The 16,583-nt window shown below is 64.7% G+C and carries 11 protein-coding genes and 4 pseudogenes; 8 read left to right on the top strand and 7 right to left on the bottom strand.

The features are described 5' to 3' along the window. The first annotated feature begins 28 nt into the window (after positions 1-28). Positions 29-1,540 carry a sensor domain-containing protein gene (locus MKAN_RS10280; RefSeq protein WP_023367989.1) on the top strand — a complete coding sequence of 504 codons (1,512 nt, stop codon included), beginning with the start codon at positions 29-31 and terminating at the stop codon, positions 1,538-1,540. Positions 1,541-2,114: 574 nt separating this feature from the next. Here the strand turns inward: MKAN_RS10280 and MKAN_RS10285 are convergent. The 5 genes and pseudogenes from MKAN_RS10285 to MKAN_RS10305 all read right to left on the bottom strand — a co-directional run. Next, positions 2,115-2,333 (bottom strand): annotated as a pseudogene (locus tag MKAN_RS10285) (transposase); the annotation flags it as partial. Positions 2,334-2,380: 47 nt separating this feature from the next. Then, on the bottom strand, positions 2,381-4,324 hold the full coding sequence (locus MKAN_RS10290) for a tyrosine-type recombinase/integrase (protein WP_023364740.1): 1,944 nt from the start codon (positions 4,322-4,324) through the stop codon (positions 2,381-2,383). Continuing rightward, entirely contained in the window at positions 4,321-5,361 is a 1,041-nt protein-coding gene (locus MKAN_RS10295) for a tyrosine-type recombinase/integrase (protein ID WP_023364742.1), read from the bottom strand. The genes MKAN_RS10290 and MKAN_RS10295 overlap by 4 nt, the downstream gene beginning before the upstream one ends. Positions 5,362-5,474: 113 nt before the next feature. Further along, a pseudogene (locus MKAN_RS10300) lies at positions 5,475-6,488 on the bottom strand (IS256-like element IS1512 family transposase); the annotation flags it as partial. Positions 6,489-6,578: 90 nt separating this feature from the next. Continuing rightward, positions 6,579-7,307, bottom strand: coding sequence for a DUF6602 domain-containing protein (locus MKAN_RS10305; protein WP_082273697.1), 729 nt, complete (start codon positions 7,305-7,307; stop codon positions 6,579-6,581). 254 nt (positions 7,308-7,561) lie between these two features. Between MKAN_RS10305 and MKAN_RS10310 the strand changes: the two genes are divergently transcribed. The 7 genes and pseudogenes from MKAN_RS10310 to MKAN_RS28740 all read left to right on the top strand — a co-directional run bounded on the left by MKAN_RS10310 (position 7,562) and on the right by MKAN_RS28740 (position 14,289). Then, positions 7,562-7,798 (top strand): hypothetical protein, encoded by a 237-nt coding sequence (locus MKAN_RS10310; protein ID WP_023367994.1) that lies wholly within the window; start codon positions 7,562-7,564, stop codon positions 7,796-7,798. Between the two features lie 187 nt (positions 7,799-7,985). Further along, a protein-coding gene (locus MKAN_RS10320; RefSeq protein WP_122443431.1) for an IS3 family transposase occupies positions 7,986-9,103 on the top strand; the annotation gives its coding sequence in 2 pieces (ribosomal slippage) (positions 7,986-8,253 and positions 8,253-9,103; 1,119 coding nt in all). A 209-nt stretch (positions 9,104-9,312) separates the two neighbouring features. After that, positions 9,313-10,326, top strand: a pseudogene (locus tag MKAN_RS10325) (IS256-like element IS1512 family transposase); the annotation flags it as partial. Positions 10,327-10,439: 113 nt separating this feature from the next. Beyond that, complete coding sequence (locus tag MKAN_RS10330; RefSeq protein ID WP_023364742.1) at positions 10,440-11,480, top strand: tyrosine-type recombinase/integrase; 1,041 nt, start codon at positions 10,440-10,442, stop codon at positions 11,478-11,480. Continuing rightward, on the top strand, positions 11,477-13,420 hold the full coding sequence (locus MKAN_RS10335; protein WP_023364740.1) for a tyrosine-type recombinase/integrase: 1,944 nt from the start codon (positions 11,477-11,479) through the stop codon (positions 13,418-13,420). Before MKAN_RS10330 ends, MKAN_RS10335 begins: the two co-directional genes overlap by 4 nt. Before the next feature lie 47 nt (positions 13,421-13,467). Then, a pseudogene (locus MKAN_RS10340) lies at positions 13,468-13,686 on the top strand (transposase); the annotation flags it as partial. Positions 13,687-13,854: 168 nt separating this feature from the next. Continuing rightward, a complete protein-coding gene (locus MKAN_RS28740; RefSeq protein WP_141563921.1) occupies positions 13,855-14,289 on the top strand; it encodes a site-specific integrase in 435 nt (144 codons plus the stop codon). 401 nt (positions 14,290-14,690) lie between these two features. On the opposite strand, the gene MKAN_RS29540 is transcribed toward MKAN_RS28740, so the two are convergent. Continuing rightward, complete coding sequence (locus MKAN_RS29540; protein WP_023368005.1) at positions 14,691-15,311, bottom strand: DUF4352 domain-containing protein; 621 nt, start codon at positions 15,309-15,311, stop codon at positions 14,691-14,693. A 285-nt stretch (positions 15,312-15,596) separates the two neighbouring features. Then, positions 15,597-16,511, bottom strand: a complete 915-nt coding sequence (locus MKAN_RS10355; RefSeq protein ID WP_023368007.1) for an aminodeoxychorismate lyase — start codon at positions 16,509-16,511, stop codon at positions 15,597-15,599. Positions 16,512-16,583: the final 72 nt, after the last annotated feature.

Below are 16,583 nucleotides of genomic sequence, written 5' to 3' on the forward strand. Positions count from 1 at the left end.
CCCCGCGCCCCCTCAATCGGAGACTGCTATGGCCATATTTATCAGCTACTCGAGCCAAGACCGGTCGTCGCTGGAAGCCCTGACGGCGGCGCTTCGGCGTGCCCAGCAGCAAGTTTGGTTCGATCAAGAGCTCGGCGGCGGCGACGCTTGGTGGAACAAGATACTGGAGCAGATTCGCGCATCCGACGTGTTCATCGTCGCGCTGTCGAATCACTGGCTGCAGTCCAAGCCCAGTCAGGCCGAGTTGCGCTACGCCCAAGCCCTGCAGCGGCCAATCCTTCCGGTACAGGTCGGGCCCGTCGACAGTGTGCGGGTAAATCCCGTCTCGACATTGCAGATCATCAACTACCAGAACCCGACCGTTGATGCCGGCATTCAATTGGTGACGGCAATACACGCGTTGCGCGAAAAGGCCCCGGCGCTGCCGTCGCCGCTGCCCGAGGAGCCACCTGTACCGTTCGGCTACCTGATGCGGCTCGGCGACACCCTGGCCGAAAAGGAACTCAGTCCCCAGCAACAGCTTCAGCTGCTGGTGGAGCTGCGATCCGGGCTCGACGAGGACGGCGACGATCCGAGCGCTCGCAGCGACATCGCCCAGCTGCTGCGCATGCTGCGGATGCGACACGACGTCACGTACCGCACCCGCACCGAAATCGACAATGTGCTCGCTGAAATCGGCGCCGTCGAAGCGGGTCCGGCCGGTGCATCGTCAACACCGCAAGCCAAACCGCAACCGAGTCCGGTGCCGGCAGCCGAGGCGGCGTCCGCGCCCAGCACCCAGTCTCGGCCGTCACCGGCGCAAGTCGCGCCAAGCGGTGCCAATGGCCAGTCGAACAAGCGGCTGCTCGTCATCGGCGGCGCCGTCGTGGCCGTCGTCGTCGCGGTCGCGTTGATTGCGGTGTTCGCCACCCAGGGAGGCAACCGGAAACCGGCGGCCAGGCCGGGCAGCTCCACGGCTCCGGCTGCTCCGGCGGCCGCATCCCGCATCGAACCGATGCTGCTCGGCGCCGCAGAAGTCGGACAGATTCTCGGCGACCAGAACATGATGGTCTCTGCGCACGGCGATCAACTGCGCGCCCCGCAGGGGACGCTGTCGGAACCGGCATGTCTGGCGGCCTACGAGCCCTTCCAGGAGTCGGTGTATCGGCCCCATGCCCCTACCGAGGTGCGCAGCCAGGTCCTGCACACCCAAGGCGAGAACCCGGCGCACCGAGTGATCGAAGCCGCAGCAACCTTCCCGTCGGCCGAGAAGGCTCGGGCATTCGTCCAGGCATCCGCAGACAAATGGGCGACCTGCGCGAACCAGACCGTCAAGTTCACCAGTTCGACCAAAGCCAGCGAATGGACCTTCGGGGATGTGACCGGGGCTTCCCCTAAAATTGCCCAGGTACGCACTGAGACCAACGGCAGCGGGAAGGCCTGCCAGCATGTGCTGAGGGCGGTATCGGATGTCGTCATCGAGGTGGAGGCCTGCGGTACGGACATCGCTGACGGAGCCGGCCAGATCGCGGAACAGATGAGTACCAAAGCGGCGAAGTAACACCGGCTACATATGGAGCGGCCCCCGAGCGCTTTTCCGGTTGGACAGACCGGAAGCTCGAGGGCCGGGTGGCTACGTGGGATTCGCCAGCGTGCGTAGAACGCCGGCTCTTCCGAGCCATTGCAGCTAGCGCGCAGCCACCTCACATGTCCATGAAGCTATCAATTTCGCGGACCACCTCCTTTCCTGTGTGTCTCGACCATAGCATTCAGGTCCCTTCCCGCACGTCGGCGACCGTTTTCGGGCTGACTAGAGTACGACCGCGGTACGGCGCCGGTACGCCTACAAATTGCCCGCTGTCGCCGGGGTAACGCCGGGGCGACGCCCAGGGTCAGTTAGGGCGTCGGAGCGACTCGCTAGTTTGCACGGCATCCTGACACCCCCAACCCCGACGCTCGTGTGAGAATGCCGCCGCCGATGTCCCCCTACTTCGTTTCAGGGGGCTGGCTGGGGAACGGGTGGTATCGCCGGATCGGGTGCTCGCGGTAAAAGATGCGATGCACGGTCATGCAGTGAGGTCAAGTCCAGGGACGTGGTGTACGACGTCGATCGTGTGATTCTTCGATTTTGTGATTTAGGCGGTCAGTGCTGTGGGGGTGTTCTCCTGTTCTGTCGGTGTGGTGGTGGTCGGGCGGGATTTGCTGAGGACGTCGAGGCCGAGGTAGCGGCGTGATTCGGCCCATTCATCGTGTTGTTCGGCCAGCACGGCGCCGACTAGGCGGATCAGGGCGTCACGGTCGGGGAAGATGCCGACAACGTCGGTGCGACGCCGAATTTCCTTGTTGAGCCGCTCTTTTATCCGGCCCTCAGGGTGGAGGTCAACCCGGTGTGGGTTCGGCTTCAACGATCGAGGCGTTGGAGATGGTCGGTGAGGGCATGGGCTACGCGGTCGTGGCGGGCTGCTTCGTCGGTCCAGCCGCGGTTCTCCGCGTCGGATTTGAGGGCTTGGACGTCGGCGAGTTGGTTAGTGAGGGCGCCGCGGAATTCGGGCGCGGTGATGTAGTTGTCGCAGGTTTCGCAGATGTTGGCATATGGGCAGGCGCCGGCGGTTGGGTGGCGCGCGCAGTAGCCGTGCCCGACACGGGTTTTCAGCATCTCACTGTGTAGCCAGCTGACCTTGTCGGGCAAGATGGGTCGACCGACCGGGGTGAGAGTGAACTGGCGACGCATCTTGCCCATGGCGTCGTCGTAGGCGGCGCGCAGGGTTGGCGAGGCAAGGGTGGCGTAGCGGATCGTCATCTGCGGTGTGACATGTCCGAGCAGCGCCATCAACGCTTGCATACTCATTCCGGCGTTGGCGAGTTCGGTGGCCCAGGTATGACGCAGCTGATGAGGCGTGACGACGAGGATGCCGCCGTCGGGTCCGCGTAGCCCTGAGGATTGGGCCGCGGCCAGCAGCCCGTTGCGCAGTCGGGTGTAGCCCAGGCGGCGGCCGTACTGGGTGAACAGGAAGTCGGTGAGCACGCCGGTGCGTGGATGGGCCAGTGGCCGGTGTGCGTCACGGTGGGTGACCCATTCGTCGAGCGCAGCGGTAGTGGCCGCCGATAGCGGCACCATGCGTTCGGTAGCCAGCTTGCCCAGCGGTACCTTTAGCCAGGTGCCAGCCGCCCCGTAGTCGATGATGCTGCCCAGTTCCAGGTCGAGCAGCTCACCCACCCGCAGCCCCGCTCCGCGCAGCACGGTCAGCCCGATACGAGCGAATGAATCATCTAGACGGGCAACAGCATTCATCACCGCCGCATCGATGTCAGGGGCCAGTGCCCGCGGCAGCGGCTGGTCAAGCTTGGGAACGTCGGCGGCGAAGACCAGTCGCCGCGGCGGTGCTTCTTCCCAGCCCCAGGCGGTGATGTCATCGAGCAGGTTGCGCAGGCTTAGCACCGCCGACTGGGCAACCGCAGCCGAGACGGTGCGCCCGGCGCCGGCGGCGGCACGTTGCCCGCGCCAGCCGCGGGTGCGGTTCCAGGTCAGATAGTCCTCGATGCAGGCGCGGTCGAGCTCGCGCAGGCTGGTCAGCTTCGAGTGGTGGGCGGTGAGGTATTCGACGAACGGCAGCAGGTCATTGATCAGCGATTCCACCGATTTGGGCCGCAACACCGCGGCTCGGACCCGGATATAGCGCAGCAGGGTGTCGAGGATCGGGGCAGCCATAGCCACGTCGGTGAAACGTTGCTCGAGGCTGCGTGCCCACGGTCGTCGTCGCGGAGCGGCGTCGAGGACCCGGACCTCGTAGAGCAGCTGGCGCAAGCTGGCCAACCGCGCCCGGTAGGCGCGCCGTGACGATCGCGGGATTGAACTCGCCGACAACGCACTGTCGAATTCATCGATCGCCTGCTCGGTGAGGTCAGCGACCAGCCCACCATGGCAAGCCACCAGCACCGCCAAGCACTCGCCGAGCACAGTTTCAATCCAGGAACTGCTCCAGCCCAACCGGTTTCCCGCTTCACGCATCGCGGAGAACCCGGCCGAATCACGCATCTCCACCGCGGCACCGAGCCCGGTCAGCTGCTTAATGACGGCCAGCTCAACATCCAGCCGCAACCGGCCGGCACCGATCGCATAGCACAGCAGGGGCCATGCCCCACTCGACCGAAGCTCGCCAGCCCGCTCAACCGCCGGCAGAGCCATCCACGCCGCCAGATCCGGGTGACGAGCAAGAAATTCCCGTGCGGTTCGGATCCGGTCCCGAATCGCCCGATCACTCAAGCGCAGGCGAGCGACGTGGTCGAGGTAGTCACTCAACAAAGTGCCGGCGTCAATGGAGTCCTGAACCGTAGCGACGGTCATCGCCGTGCTCCGGCCAAGGAGGCGCGGGCGGCACCATATTCGGCGGCGAGCTGCTCCAGTGACAGGTGCACGTAGCGGGCCGTGGTCTCCGGTGAGGCGTGTCCCATCAACGCCCGTAATGCAAGCAGATCAATTCCCGCAGAAGCCAATTCGGTACCATAGGTATGGCGCAGCCGATGCGGACGCACCCGGATGGACCCGGAGAGTTCACGGTGACGGCGAAACAAGCTGCGCAGCCCTGCCTCACTAACCGGCGCCCCCGTCGTCGGACCGCGCAGCACCACGAAGCACTGCGGTGTCGACAGCCCAGCCGGGCGCTCCAACCGCAGATAGGCAGCAACCTCAGTGAAGAATGCCGCATCGACCGGCACGTAGCGTTCCTTGCCGCCCTTGCCGATCACCCGCAGCCGCCGCCGCCCCATGTCCACATCGGCCAGCAGCAGACCGCGCGCTTCCGCCGACCGCAACCCGCCCAGCAGCATCGCCAGCACCATGGCCCGATCCCGATGTGACCCCAGCGTTGCGACAAATGCATCGATGTCGCTGGCCGGCAACGATTCCGGAAGCAGCTGCGGTTGGCGCACCAACCTGCCGCCAGGACGGGCACGCCCAGGACCCAGATGACCTAGCAGGCCGCGCTCCGAGCGGCGCAGCCCTTGCCCACGCCGCGGCGACGGGACCGGGTTGTTCCCACGGCGACCGGTCATCGCCAGGTACTCGAACAAGGCGCGTACCGCCGCCACCCGACGGTTCACCGTCGAGGCTGCAGCTGAGCCCGGCTGGGGCCGACCGGTGCGGCGTACCCCTTGCCAATCGATCCAGTCGAATACCAGTGGAGCCTGCACTTCGGACAGCGTCACATCGCGCTCAGTGAGGAACCGCGCCAGATTCGCCACGTCGAAGGCATACGCCCGAACCGTCGCCGCGCTAAATCCCCGTCCGGCCAAATGCGTGAGAAACGCATTGGCCGAATCCAACCCCTCCCAATCCCCACCGAGCCGATACCCCTCATCGACGCGCTGCACCCGCACCGTCATCACTCGACCTCCTGATCTCGGGGCCGCCCTCAGCATCTACCCGGCTCTGGGAACGGTCCCGGATCTCACGCCGCAGTCAGATTCGTGTCTCCTGAGGGCCGGTTAACGGATAGGGGGTTGTTGGACCAGATTTGGCGCCAGATCTGCTTGGGAAAAGCAGTGAACGCCAGCAAGTCCGATCGGGCGGCTTCGAGGTGATCGGCGACCTTGGGCAGCTTGTCGGCCAGGGCGTCGATGATCCGATCATATTGCGCAGCAACGGATGTGGCGTCGGGCTGATCGAACACCGAATGCAGCAGCGTCTTGACCCAGGGCCAGGAGCTCTTGGGGGTAATGGCCATCAAGTTGGTGGCGTAGTGGGTGCGACACCGCTGCCAGGATGCTCCGGGCAGGGTTGCCCCGATCGCGGAAAGCAACCCAGCATGGGCGTCACTGGTGACCAATGCCACCCCCGATAGGCCGCGGGCGGTCAACGAGCGCAGAAACGTCAACCAGCCGGCGCCGTCTTCGGCGGTGCTGACATCGATGCCTAAAATTTCGCGGTAACCCTCGGCGTTGACCCCCACCGCGATCAGCGCGTGCACGTTGACCACGCGGCCGGCCTCACGGACTTTAAGCACCAGGGCATCGGCGGCCATGAACGTGTACGGGCCAGCATCGAGGGGACGAGTCCGGAAGGCTTCCACGGCGGTGTCGAGCTCTTTGGCCATCACCGACACCTGCGACTTCGACAGGCCGGTGATCCCGAGAGTTTCGACGAGTTTGTCCATCCGCCGCGTGGACACCCCGAGCAGATAGCAGGTCGCCACCACGGTAGTCAGGGCCCGTTCGGCGCGTTTGCGGCGTTCCAGCAGCCAGTCCGGGAAGTAGGAGCCCTGGCGCAGCTTGGGGATCGCCAAATCCAAACTTCCTGCCCGGGTATCGAATTGGCGATGCCGGTAGCCGTTGCGGGAGTTGGTGCGCTCACTACTGCGTTGGCCATAGCCTGCGCCGCACAGCGCGTCGGCCTCGGCGCCCATCAGCGTGTGGATGAACGTGGCCAGCAGTTCGCGCAGCACATCAGGATGGGTGGTGGTGAGTCGTTCGGCCAGCACTGCAGGCAGGTCGATATCGTGGGCAGCGGTCATCGCGTCGATTCCTTTGCTTGAGTGACTTTGGACGGTCTCTCGAAGAATCACGCGATGACCCTCATCTACCCGGCTACGACACGCCGGTCCTCAACTCACGGCCCGACTCGTACACCACCTTGGTGGACGCAACCTGCAGTGAGTCCAGAGCATCTGTACAAGCGAGGGAAGTTCGTCAGCCAGAACAAAGCCTCGGCGCTCTAATGGTGACACCCTCTGGGCCCCGTCGTTGTTGCCGATATTGACGGCTGCCCAGCCATCCAGCACGAAGATTCCATCGGCCTGCTCGTGCCATGGGCTGTCTTTGAACTCGTCTCTTATGAGCTTGATCGCAGCTTCACCAGAGATGTTCGTTGTGTACGCGAAGATGAAAAAAGGAATGCGTTCGACGAATCGAGGGACATCCGTGGGTGCTGCGAAGACCTCACCGCCCTTGCCTGGGCGCCGATAGAGCTGCTTTACCGACCGCGCGTTCTTCATCGCTCGACGCAGTTCTTCGGTACTGAGCCGAGCCTTGACTTGGTATGCGGCTTCCACGGCGTGTGCAATCAACATCGATTGGCTGTCACCGGTCCAAAGTGGTTGAAACTCGTTGACGACCGCCACATCGACCTCGTCGGATTGACGGCCCTCGGGGTCGATGATGGATGAGCTGACAGCTACCCGGTGAGCCCCGAGGTTTTCTTTGAGAAAGTCCGCGAGTGCTCGCTCGTTCGCGCCACCTTTGATGTGGGAGTCCCTTTGCGTTTGGCGCGTTCGCTCGAAGTTTGCACGTAATTGGGCGGCACCTGTCGCCCAGAAGTCACTGATCGCATTCACGTGCCCCATTGTGATCCGATGGGCCGCACGACGGGCTACACCCCCTCCAGCGCTCCGTGCCCTCTTCCGCTACTTGCCGCACTTGCGTTTTGGCGCGGCGCTGCCCTTGGCGCGTCGCCTAATCGCCGACAGGGAATGCCCTACCCGGCAGCTTGGCGAGAAAAGTACGGGTTGATTCGTCGTAGGTCACAGGCGCACGCACCTGCCAAAACACGCTGGCGTCGGCATTAAACTCGACAGGAACACGAGTAATCATGGCGTACATACGAGCACACAACACGACCATCAAGCGCAAGGGCAAGGTGGTGAAGCGGTACGAGGTGGTGTGGCGCGAGCCCGCCTGCGACCCAACAACGGGCCTGCCCACCGGCAAGACCCGCGCCCGCCAGGAGAGCTGCCCAACCCGTGAGGCGGCTGAGGCGCGCCGCGACGAACTGAACAACGCCAAGCACCACCTCGGCGGCACAGCGGCTTTGGCCGACGCGAAGTGAAGGCGGCGCGGACGTTCGGCGACTACGCGGCGAAATGGCTGGCGGCGCAGCAGCTTAAGGTGGCCAACGGGCGGCTCAAGCAGGGCAGCTACGACAGCTATAGCGGCTGGCCTGACCCCGATCGGTTGGTCCATGGCTTATGAGAGTCTTGCAGCCCACGCTGTGGGCAGGAAGGCTCAACAAGATCATGGCAACAAGGAAGCGGCATAGCCCCGAGCAGATCGTGCGCAAGCTGACGCTGGCGGATCGGCTGTTGTCCGAGGGCAAGGACACAGCGGCAGTGTGCCGCGAGCTGGGTGTGTCGGAGGCGACGTATCACCGATGGCGCAATCAGTTCGGTGGTTTGAAGGCCGAGGATGCCAAGCGCCTGAAGGACCTCGAGCGCGAGAACGCAACGCTGAAGCGGCTCTTGGCAGATGCCGAGTTAGAGAAGGCTGCACTCAAGGAGATCGCGCGGGGAAACTTCTAGGCCCGGAGCGTCGGCGGGCAGCCGTTCGTCACCTCCAGCGTGTGCTGGGGGTCAGCGAACGGTTCGCCTGCCGCGTGACCGGGCAGCATCGGGCCACCCAACGCCACGAACCCGCCGCCGAGACTGCCCAGGACCCCGATGCCGGCTTGCGGGCCTGGCTGCGCCGCTACGCCAAAGACCATCCGCGGCGTGGGTTTCGGCCCGCTTATCACGATGCCCGCGCTGAAGGTTGGCAAGTCAATCACAAGAAGGTGCAACGGCTCTGGCGTGAGGAAGGCTTGCGCGTGCCGCAGCGGCGGCGCCGTAAACGACGCGGTAGCTCCACCGCCCGGCCCGAGGTATGCGCCGATGCCCCCAACCGGGTCTGGGCCGTGGACTTTCAGTTCGATTCCACTACCGATGGGCGCCCGTTCAAGATCGTCTCGATCATCGACGAGCACACCCGCGAATGTCTCGGCGACAAGGTAGACCGCAGCATCACCGGCGAGGACCTCATCGACGAACTTGACCGCATCGCCGCTCAACGCGGTACCTATCCGAACGTGCTCAGATGTGACAACGGACCCGAATTAGCCTGTGCGGCAATGGCAGACTGGGCCGACGGTCACGTCGGGCTGCACTTTATCCCGCCCGGTGAACCTTGGCGAAACGGCTACGTCGAATCATTTAACTCCCGCATCCGCGACGAATGCCTCAACATCAACAGCTTCTGGTCTCTAGCCCAGGCCCGCGTGGTCATCAGCGACTGGAAACATGACTACAACCATCACCGGCGGCACTCTGCCTTGGGCTACCAAGCCCCCGCCCACTACGCTGCCACCTGCACCCACCAATGAACGACTCTCGTTCGCCGTGGACCAGTTCACGGGGTCCGGTCACGGCTATCTGAGCCGATACGCGCTGAAATCGTTGGTTGCGTCCACCAAGGTGGTGTACGAGTCGGGCCGTGAGTTGAGGACCGGCGTGTCGTAGCCGGGTAGATGAGGGTCATCGCGTGATTCTTCGAGAGACCGTCCAAAGTCACTCAAGCAAAGGAATCGACGCGATGACCGCTGCCCACGATATCGACCTGCCTGCAGTGCTGGCCGAACGACTCACCACCACCCATCCTGATGTGCTGCGCGAACTGCTGGCCACGTTCATCCACACGCTGATGGGCGCCGAGGCCGACGCGCTGTGCGGCGCAGGCTATGGCCAACGCAGTAGTGAGCGCACCAACTCCCGCAACGGCTACCGGCATCGCCAATTCGATACCCGGGCAGGAAGTTTGGATTTGGCGATCCCCAAGCTGCGCCAGGGCTCCTACTTCCCGGACTGGCTGCTGGAACGCCGCAAACGCGCCGAACGGGCCCTGACTACCGTGGTGGCGACCTGCTATCTGCTCGGGGTGTCCACGCGGCGGATGGACAAACTCGTCGAAACTCTCGGGATCACCGGCCTGTCGAAGTCGCAGGTGTCGGTGATGGCCAAAGAGCTCGACACCGCCGTGGAAGCCTTCCGGACTCGTCCCCTCGATGCTGGCCCGTACACGTTCATGGCCGCCGATGCCCTGGTGCTTAAAGTCCGTGAGGCCGGCCGCGTGGTCAACGTGCACGCGCTGATCGCGGTGGGGGTCAACGCCGAGGGTTACCGCGAAATTTTAGGCATCGATGTCAGCACCGCCGAAGACGGCGCCGGCTGGTTGACGTTTCTGCGCTCGTTGACCGCCCGCGGCCTATCGGGGGTGGCATTGGTCACCAGTGACGCCCATGCTGGGTTGCTTTCCGCGATCGGGGCAACCCTGCCCGGAGCATCCTGGCAGCGGTGTCGCACCCACTACGCCACCAACTTGATGGCCATTACCCCCAAGAGCTCCTGGCCCTGGGTCAAGACGCTGCTGCATTCGGTGTTCGATCAGCCCGACGCCACATCCGTTGCTGCGCAATATGATCGGATCATCGACGCCCTGGCCGACAAGCTGCCCAAGGTCGCCGATCACCTCGAAGCCGCCCGATCGGACTTGCTGGCGTTCACTGCTTTTCCCAAGCAGATCTGGCGCCAAATCTGGTCCAACAACCCCCTATCCGTTAACCGGCCCTCAGGAGACACGAATCTGACTGCGGCGTGAGATCCGGGACCGTTCCCAGAGCCGGGTAGATGCTGAGGGCGGCCCCGAGATCAGGAGGTCGAGTGATGACGGTGCGGGTGCAGCGCGTCGATGAGGGGTATCGGCTCGGTGGGGATTGGGAGGGGTTGGATTCGGCCAATGCGTTTCTCACGCATTTGGCCGGACGGGGATTTAGCGCGGCGACGGTTCGGGCGTATGCCTTCGACGTGGCGAATCTGGCGCGGTTCCTCACTGAGCGCGATGTGACGCTGTCCGAAGTGCAGGCTCCACTGGTATTCGACTGGATCGATTGGCAAGGGGTACGCCGCACCGGTCGGCCCCAGCCGGGCTCAGCTGCAGCCTCGACGGTGAACCGTCGGGTGGCGGCGGTACGCGCCTTGTTCGAGTACCTGGCGATGACCGGTCGCCGTGGGAACAACCCGGTCCCGTCGCCGCGGCGTGGGCAAGGGCTGCGCCGCTCGGAGCGCGGCCTGCTAGGTCATCTGGGTCCTGGGCGTGCCCGTCCTGGCGGCAGGTTGGTGCGCCAACCGCAGCTGCTTCCGGAATCGTTGCCGGCCAGCGACATCGATGCATTTGTCGCAACGCTGGGGTCACATCGGGATCGGGCCATGGTGCTGGCGATGCTGCTGGGCGGGTTGCGGTCGGCGGAAGCGCGCGGTCTGCTGCTGGCCGATGTGGACATGGGGCGGCGGCGGCTGCGGGTGATCGGCAAGGGCGGCAAGGAACGCTACGTGCCGGTCGATGCGGCATTCTTCACTGAGGTTGCTGCCTATCTGCGGTTGGAGCGCCCGGCTGGGCTGTCGACACCGCAGTGCTTCGTGGTGCTGCGCGGTCCGACGACGGGGGCGCCGGTTAGTGAGGCAGGGCTGCGCAGCTTGTTTCGCCGTCACCGTGAACTCTCCGGGTCCATCCGGGTGCGTCCGCATCGGCTGCGCCATACCTATGGTACCGAATTGGCTTCTGCGGGAATTGATCTGCTTGCATTACGGGCGTTGATGGGACACGCCTCACCGGAGACCACGGCCCGCTACGTGCACCTGTCACTGGAGCAGCTCGCCGCCGAATATGGTGCCGCCCGCGCCTCCTTGGCCGGAGCACGGCGATGACCGTCGCTACGGTTCAGGACTCCATTGACGCCGGCACTTTGTTGAGTGACTACCTCGACCACGTCGCTCGCCTGCGCTTGAGTGATCGGGCGATTCGGGACCGGATCCGAACCGCACGGGAATTTCTTGCTCGTCACCCGGATCTGGCGGCGTGGATGGCTCTGCCGGCGGTTGAGCGGGCTGGCGAGCTTCGGTCGAGTGGGGCATGGCCCCTGCTGTGCTATGCGATCGGTGCCGGCCGGTTGCGGCTGGATGTTGAGCTGGCCGTCATTAAGCAGCTGACCGGGCTCGGTGCCGCGGTGGAGATGCGTGATTCGGCCGGGTTCTCCGCGATGCGTGAAGCGGGAAACCGGTTGGGCTGGAGCAGTTCCTGGATTGAAACTGTGCTCGGCGAGTGCTTGGCGGTGCTGGTGGCTTGCCATGGTGGGCTGGTCGCTGACCTCACCGAGCAGGCGATCGATGAATTCGACAGTGCGTTGTCGGCGAGTTCAATCCCGCGATCGTCACGGCGCGCCTACCGGGCGCGGTTGGCCAGCTTGCGCCAGCTGCTCTACGAGGTCCGGGTCCTCGACGCCGCTCCGCGACGACGACCGTGGGCACGCAGCCTCGAGCAACGTTTCACCGACGTGGCTATGGCTGCCCCGATCCTCGACACCCTGCTGCGCTATATCCGGGTCCGAGCCGCGGTGTTGCGGCCCAAATCGGTGGAATCGCTGATCAATGACCTGCTGCCGTTCGTCGAATACCTCACCGCCCACCACTCGAAGCTGACCAGCCTGCGCGAGCTCGACCGCGCCTGCATCGAGGACTATCTGACCTGGAACCGCACCCGCGGCTGGCGCGGGCAACGTGCCGCCGCCGGCGCCGGGCGCACCGTCTCGGCTGCGGTTGCCCAGTCGGCGGTGCTAAGCCTGCGCAACCTGCTCGATGACATCACCGCCTGGGGCTGGGAAGAAGCACCGCCGCGGCGACTGGTCTTCGCCGCCGACGTTCCCAAGCTTGACCAGCCGCTGCCGCGGGCACTGGCCCCTGACATCGATGCGGCGGTGATGAATGCTGTTGCCCGTCTAGATGATTCATTCGCTCGTATCGGGCTGACCGTGCTGCGCGGAGCGGGGCTGCGGGTGGGTGAGCTGCTCGACCTGGAACTGGGCAGCATCATCGACTACGGGGCGGCTGGCACCTGGCTAAAGGTACCGCTGGGCAAGCTGGCTACCGAACGCATGGTGCCGCTATCGGCGGCCACTACCGCTGCGCTCGACGAATGGGTCACCCACCGTGACGCACACCGGCCACTGGCCCATCCACGCACCGGCGTGCTCACCGACTTCCTGTTCACCCAGTACGGCCGCCGCCTGGGCTACACCCGACTGCGCAACGGGCTGCTGGCCGCGGCCCAATCCTCAGGGCTACGCGGACCCGACGGCGGCATCCTCGTCGTCACGCCTCATCAGCTGCGTCATACCTGGGCCACCGAACTCGCCAACGCCGGAATGAGTATGCAAGCGTTGATGGCGCTGCTCGGACATGTCACACCGCAGATGACGATCCGCTACGCCACCCTTGCCTCGCCAACCCTGCGCGCCGCCTACGACGACGCCATGGGCAAGATGCGTCGCCAGTTCACTCTCACCCCGGTCGGTCGACCCATCTTGCCCGACAAGGTCAGCTGGCTACACAGTGAGATGCTGAAAACCCGTGTCGGGCACGGCTACTGCGCGCGCCACCCAACCGCCGGCGCCTGCCCATATGCCAACATCTGCGAAACCTGCGACAACTACATCACCGCGCCCGAATTCCGCGGCGCCCTCACTAACCAACTCGCCGACGTCCAAGCCCTCAAATCCGACGCGGAGAACCGCGGCTGGACCGACGAAGCAGCCCGCCACGACCGCGTAGCCCATGCCCTCACCGACCATCTCCAACGCCTCGATCGTTGAAGCCGAACCCACACCGGGTTGACCTCCACCCTGAGGGCCGGATAAAAGAGCGGCTCAACAAGGAAATTCGGCGTCGCACCGACGTTGTCGGCATCTTCCCCGACCGTGACGCCCTGATCCGCCTAGTCGGCGCCGTGCTGGCCGAACAACACGATGAATGGGCCGAATCACGCCGCTACCTCGGCCTCGACGTCCTCAGCAAATCCCGCCCGACCACCACCACACCGACAGAACAGGAGAACACCCCCACAGCACTGACCGCCTAAATCACAAAATCGAAGAATCACACGATCGACGTCGTACACCACGTCCCTGGACTTGACCAAATCGTTTGGGTCGCGTGCGGTTGGGTCGATTACGCGCACATGTTGGCGTTCTTGGCCGGCCTGAGCGACAGGTCGCGGGCGACTAGACGGCTAGCGTGGCAGGTGCTGATGGCGGTGCTGGATTACGCTGAGGCGGATGGTGCTTTGGCCGCTAATCCTGGGCGCGGGGTGGGGCGTAATGCGGTGCCGGCCACAGCGCCCCGCGAGCACCGCCCGCTTACCGGCCCGCAGGTTGCAGCACTTGCGCAACATGTGGCTGCACGTGGCGCGGTGGATGAGCTGCTGGTTTTATTCATGTGCTACACCGGCTTACGCAAAACCGAGGCGCAGGTCTTAGAGCTGCGCGACCTGACGTTGACCACCGGACCTACCGGCGTTACAGGCGGCAGTGTGCGAGTACAGCTCACCAAGGCCCGCAAGGGCGCTCAGCGGGTTACCGACACACCGAAGTCCAAGCGCAGCAACAGGACGGTGCCGCTACCGCCCTGGCTGGCTAAGAAACTTGCTGCGTACCTGGCAAATACGCACGAAGCCGCCGACTAGCCCGAGGCCCGCTGTGGCCGAGGCGGGTGCGCGGTGCGTACCCAATTGGCCCCTACTTGCCCACGAGCGACAACCGCCCGCCCCGGCCCGCGCTGCTGTTCGACTACACCGCGCCGTGCGACCTGGACGGCTGGGCGAAGCGCGTGTAGCGGTCTGCACTCAAAACGGTTGGGCTAGAAGGCACTCGCCTGCACGACACGCGGCATACCTTCGCGGCGTTACAACTTTCGGCGGGCCTGCACTTTATGCAGGTGTCGAAGTGGCTGGGGCACGCCAACTAAACCCTGACCCTGAACACCTACGGCGCGTACATACCGGCTGAGGACGGCGGCGTGCCGAACAACCTGCCAGAGCCGAAGCCCGCCAAGGCGAAGGTTGTTAGCTTGGTCGGGTAGTGTGCGCTACTTCAGTCTGACCCTTGCACCGTTCGAGAATGCGGAATCGTGCAATTCAATTGTGGCGATCGTCGTCCCTGCAGGAACGTCGAACGGAACCTTCACGTTGAGGTCAAACCCAGGATTGAGGTTGACCACCATCGAATCCTTTGCAATTGCCATCGGGTCAGCCGCGAATTCTCGCCCGGCGGTGTCAAAGAGCTTTTGATTCGATGAGAAATAGTCTTGCGGCTGGTCACCTGTGTTTTTCACAGTCATCGCGACAATCACGAACTCGCCGCGCGCTTGCGTTGTGCCCACCGAGGATGCCCTCGTCACGCCAGTGACGGTGAACGCGAATTTCCCGTCACGAACTTCTTGACCGATGCCGGGCATTGCCGCAGACGGCGCAGACGCCGCAGCCCGTTCGCTTGATCGTTGCTCACTACTCGAGTGCACCGCTGAGCCGATAACCCCGAGGAATGCAAAGCAACCGCCAAAGAACAGCACAAAAACGCCGAGCAGGACCCACGGCCAAACTTTCCGCTTCTTGCGCGGCGGCTGGTAGTAGCCGGGCGGCGGGCCATAGTAGCCGCCAGGCGGCGTCGGTGGGAACGGCGGCTGACTCGGGGGTTGGTTTTCCGGCATCCTGACTCCTCCTCAGCACCCGCTGAGCAAATCGGTGCTTCTAGGTCACTTTCCTCAAAAGCTCCACGGCGACAAGTTTGCCATGGTTGTGCTTGGAGAAACCTCGCCGGGCTACATCAGTCGCGCGGACGCCGGGGTGACGCCGGGGCGGGGCTGAAAATACCGCCTGTGAAGTGTGGCTTTAGGTGGTCCGCTAGGAAGCTATCAATTTCGCGGACCACCTCCTTTCCTGTGTACGGCTGACCGTACCCGCACTTCGAGCTGCCGACAACAGAATTGGCGCCTTCAGCGGTCGCTGACGATGGCCGCATCGACCAATTCGGCGAATGCGGCGGCGATCGGGGCGGGGGGTAGTCGCCGGCCGTTGAGGGTGTGCACCCGAGCCGCCAGGGTCATGCTTGATACCAGCCAAACCCCTTGAGCGGCAACCAGATCGGATACTCGTAAGGCCCGGTAGTCGCAGTCGTAGCCGTTGGCCCGGGCCACGTGGAAGAGAGCTTGTTGGGTGGTGCCGCGCAGGATCGGATACCACGGCGGCGGCGTGAGCAGGCACGGTTTACCGCTGGCCATGCCGTCATCGTCGGTAGCGATGATCACCGTGGAGCGGGGCCCTTCGAGGATGTAGCCGTCGGTGCTGACGAAGATGACGTCGCCGGCGCCCTGCCGGGCGGCGTGCCGCAGGGCGGCCATGTTGACCGCGTAGGACAGCGTCTTGGCGCCGGCCATGAGCCAGGGCATTGTGTCGGCGCCGGCGGCCGGCAGTCCGCGGTCCAGGGTGATCGCCGCGACGCCGGAACGCCGAACCTCGGCGACCCGCTCTGGTACCGGGTTGACCATCACGTAGGCCGTGGGAGCGGCGGGCGCACCTGCCGCTTGCGGGGGACCGCTCTCCCGGCCGCGGCTGTAGATCAGCCGCATCGCACCCTCGTCGCCGGTGCCGGCAACCCACCGCTGCGTCGCCAGGTCGATGGCGTGCCGCCAACCGGCGAGGTCCGGTTCGGGCAGATCCATCAGTCGGGCCGAATGGGTCAGCCGGTGCAGGTGCGGCTCTACCAGACATGCCGCGCCGTCGCGCACCAGCAATGTCTCGAAGACCCCATCGCCCCGGACCGCGGCGAGGTCATCGGCCCGCAACAACGGCGTCTCCGGCTCGAGGATTTCACCGTCGAGCGTGACGACAACGCCCGTCTGCCCAGCCATCCCCAGGAGCCTAATGGCCTCGTGGCGATCGCAAGCGCGGCAGTGCCGCGCGCAGCGGGTCGCCACCAGGCG

The organism is Mycobacterium kansasii ATCC 12478, from assembly GCF_000157895.3.
In the GTDB taxonomy this organism is placed as follows: domain Bacteria; phylum Actinomycetota; class Actinomycetes; order Mycobacteriales; family Mycobacteriaceae; genus Mycobacterium; species Mycobacterium kansasii.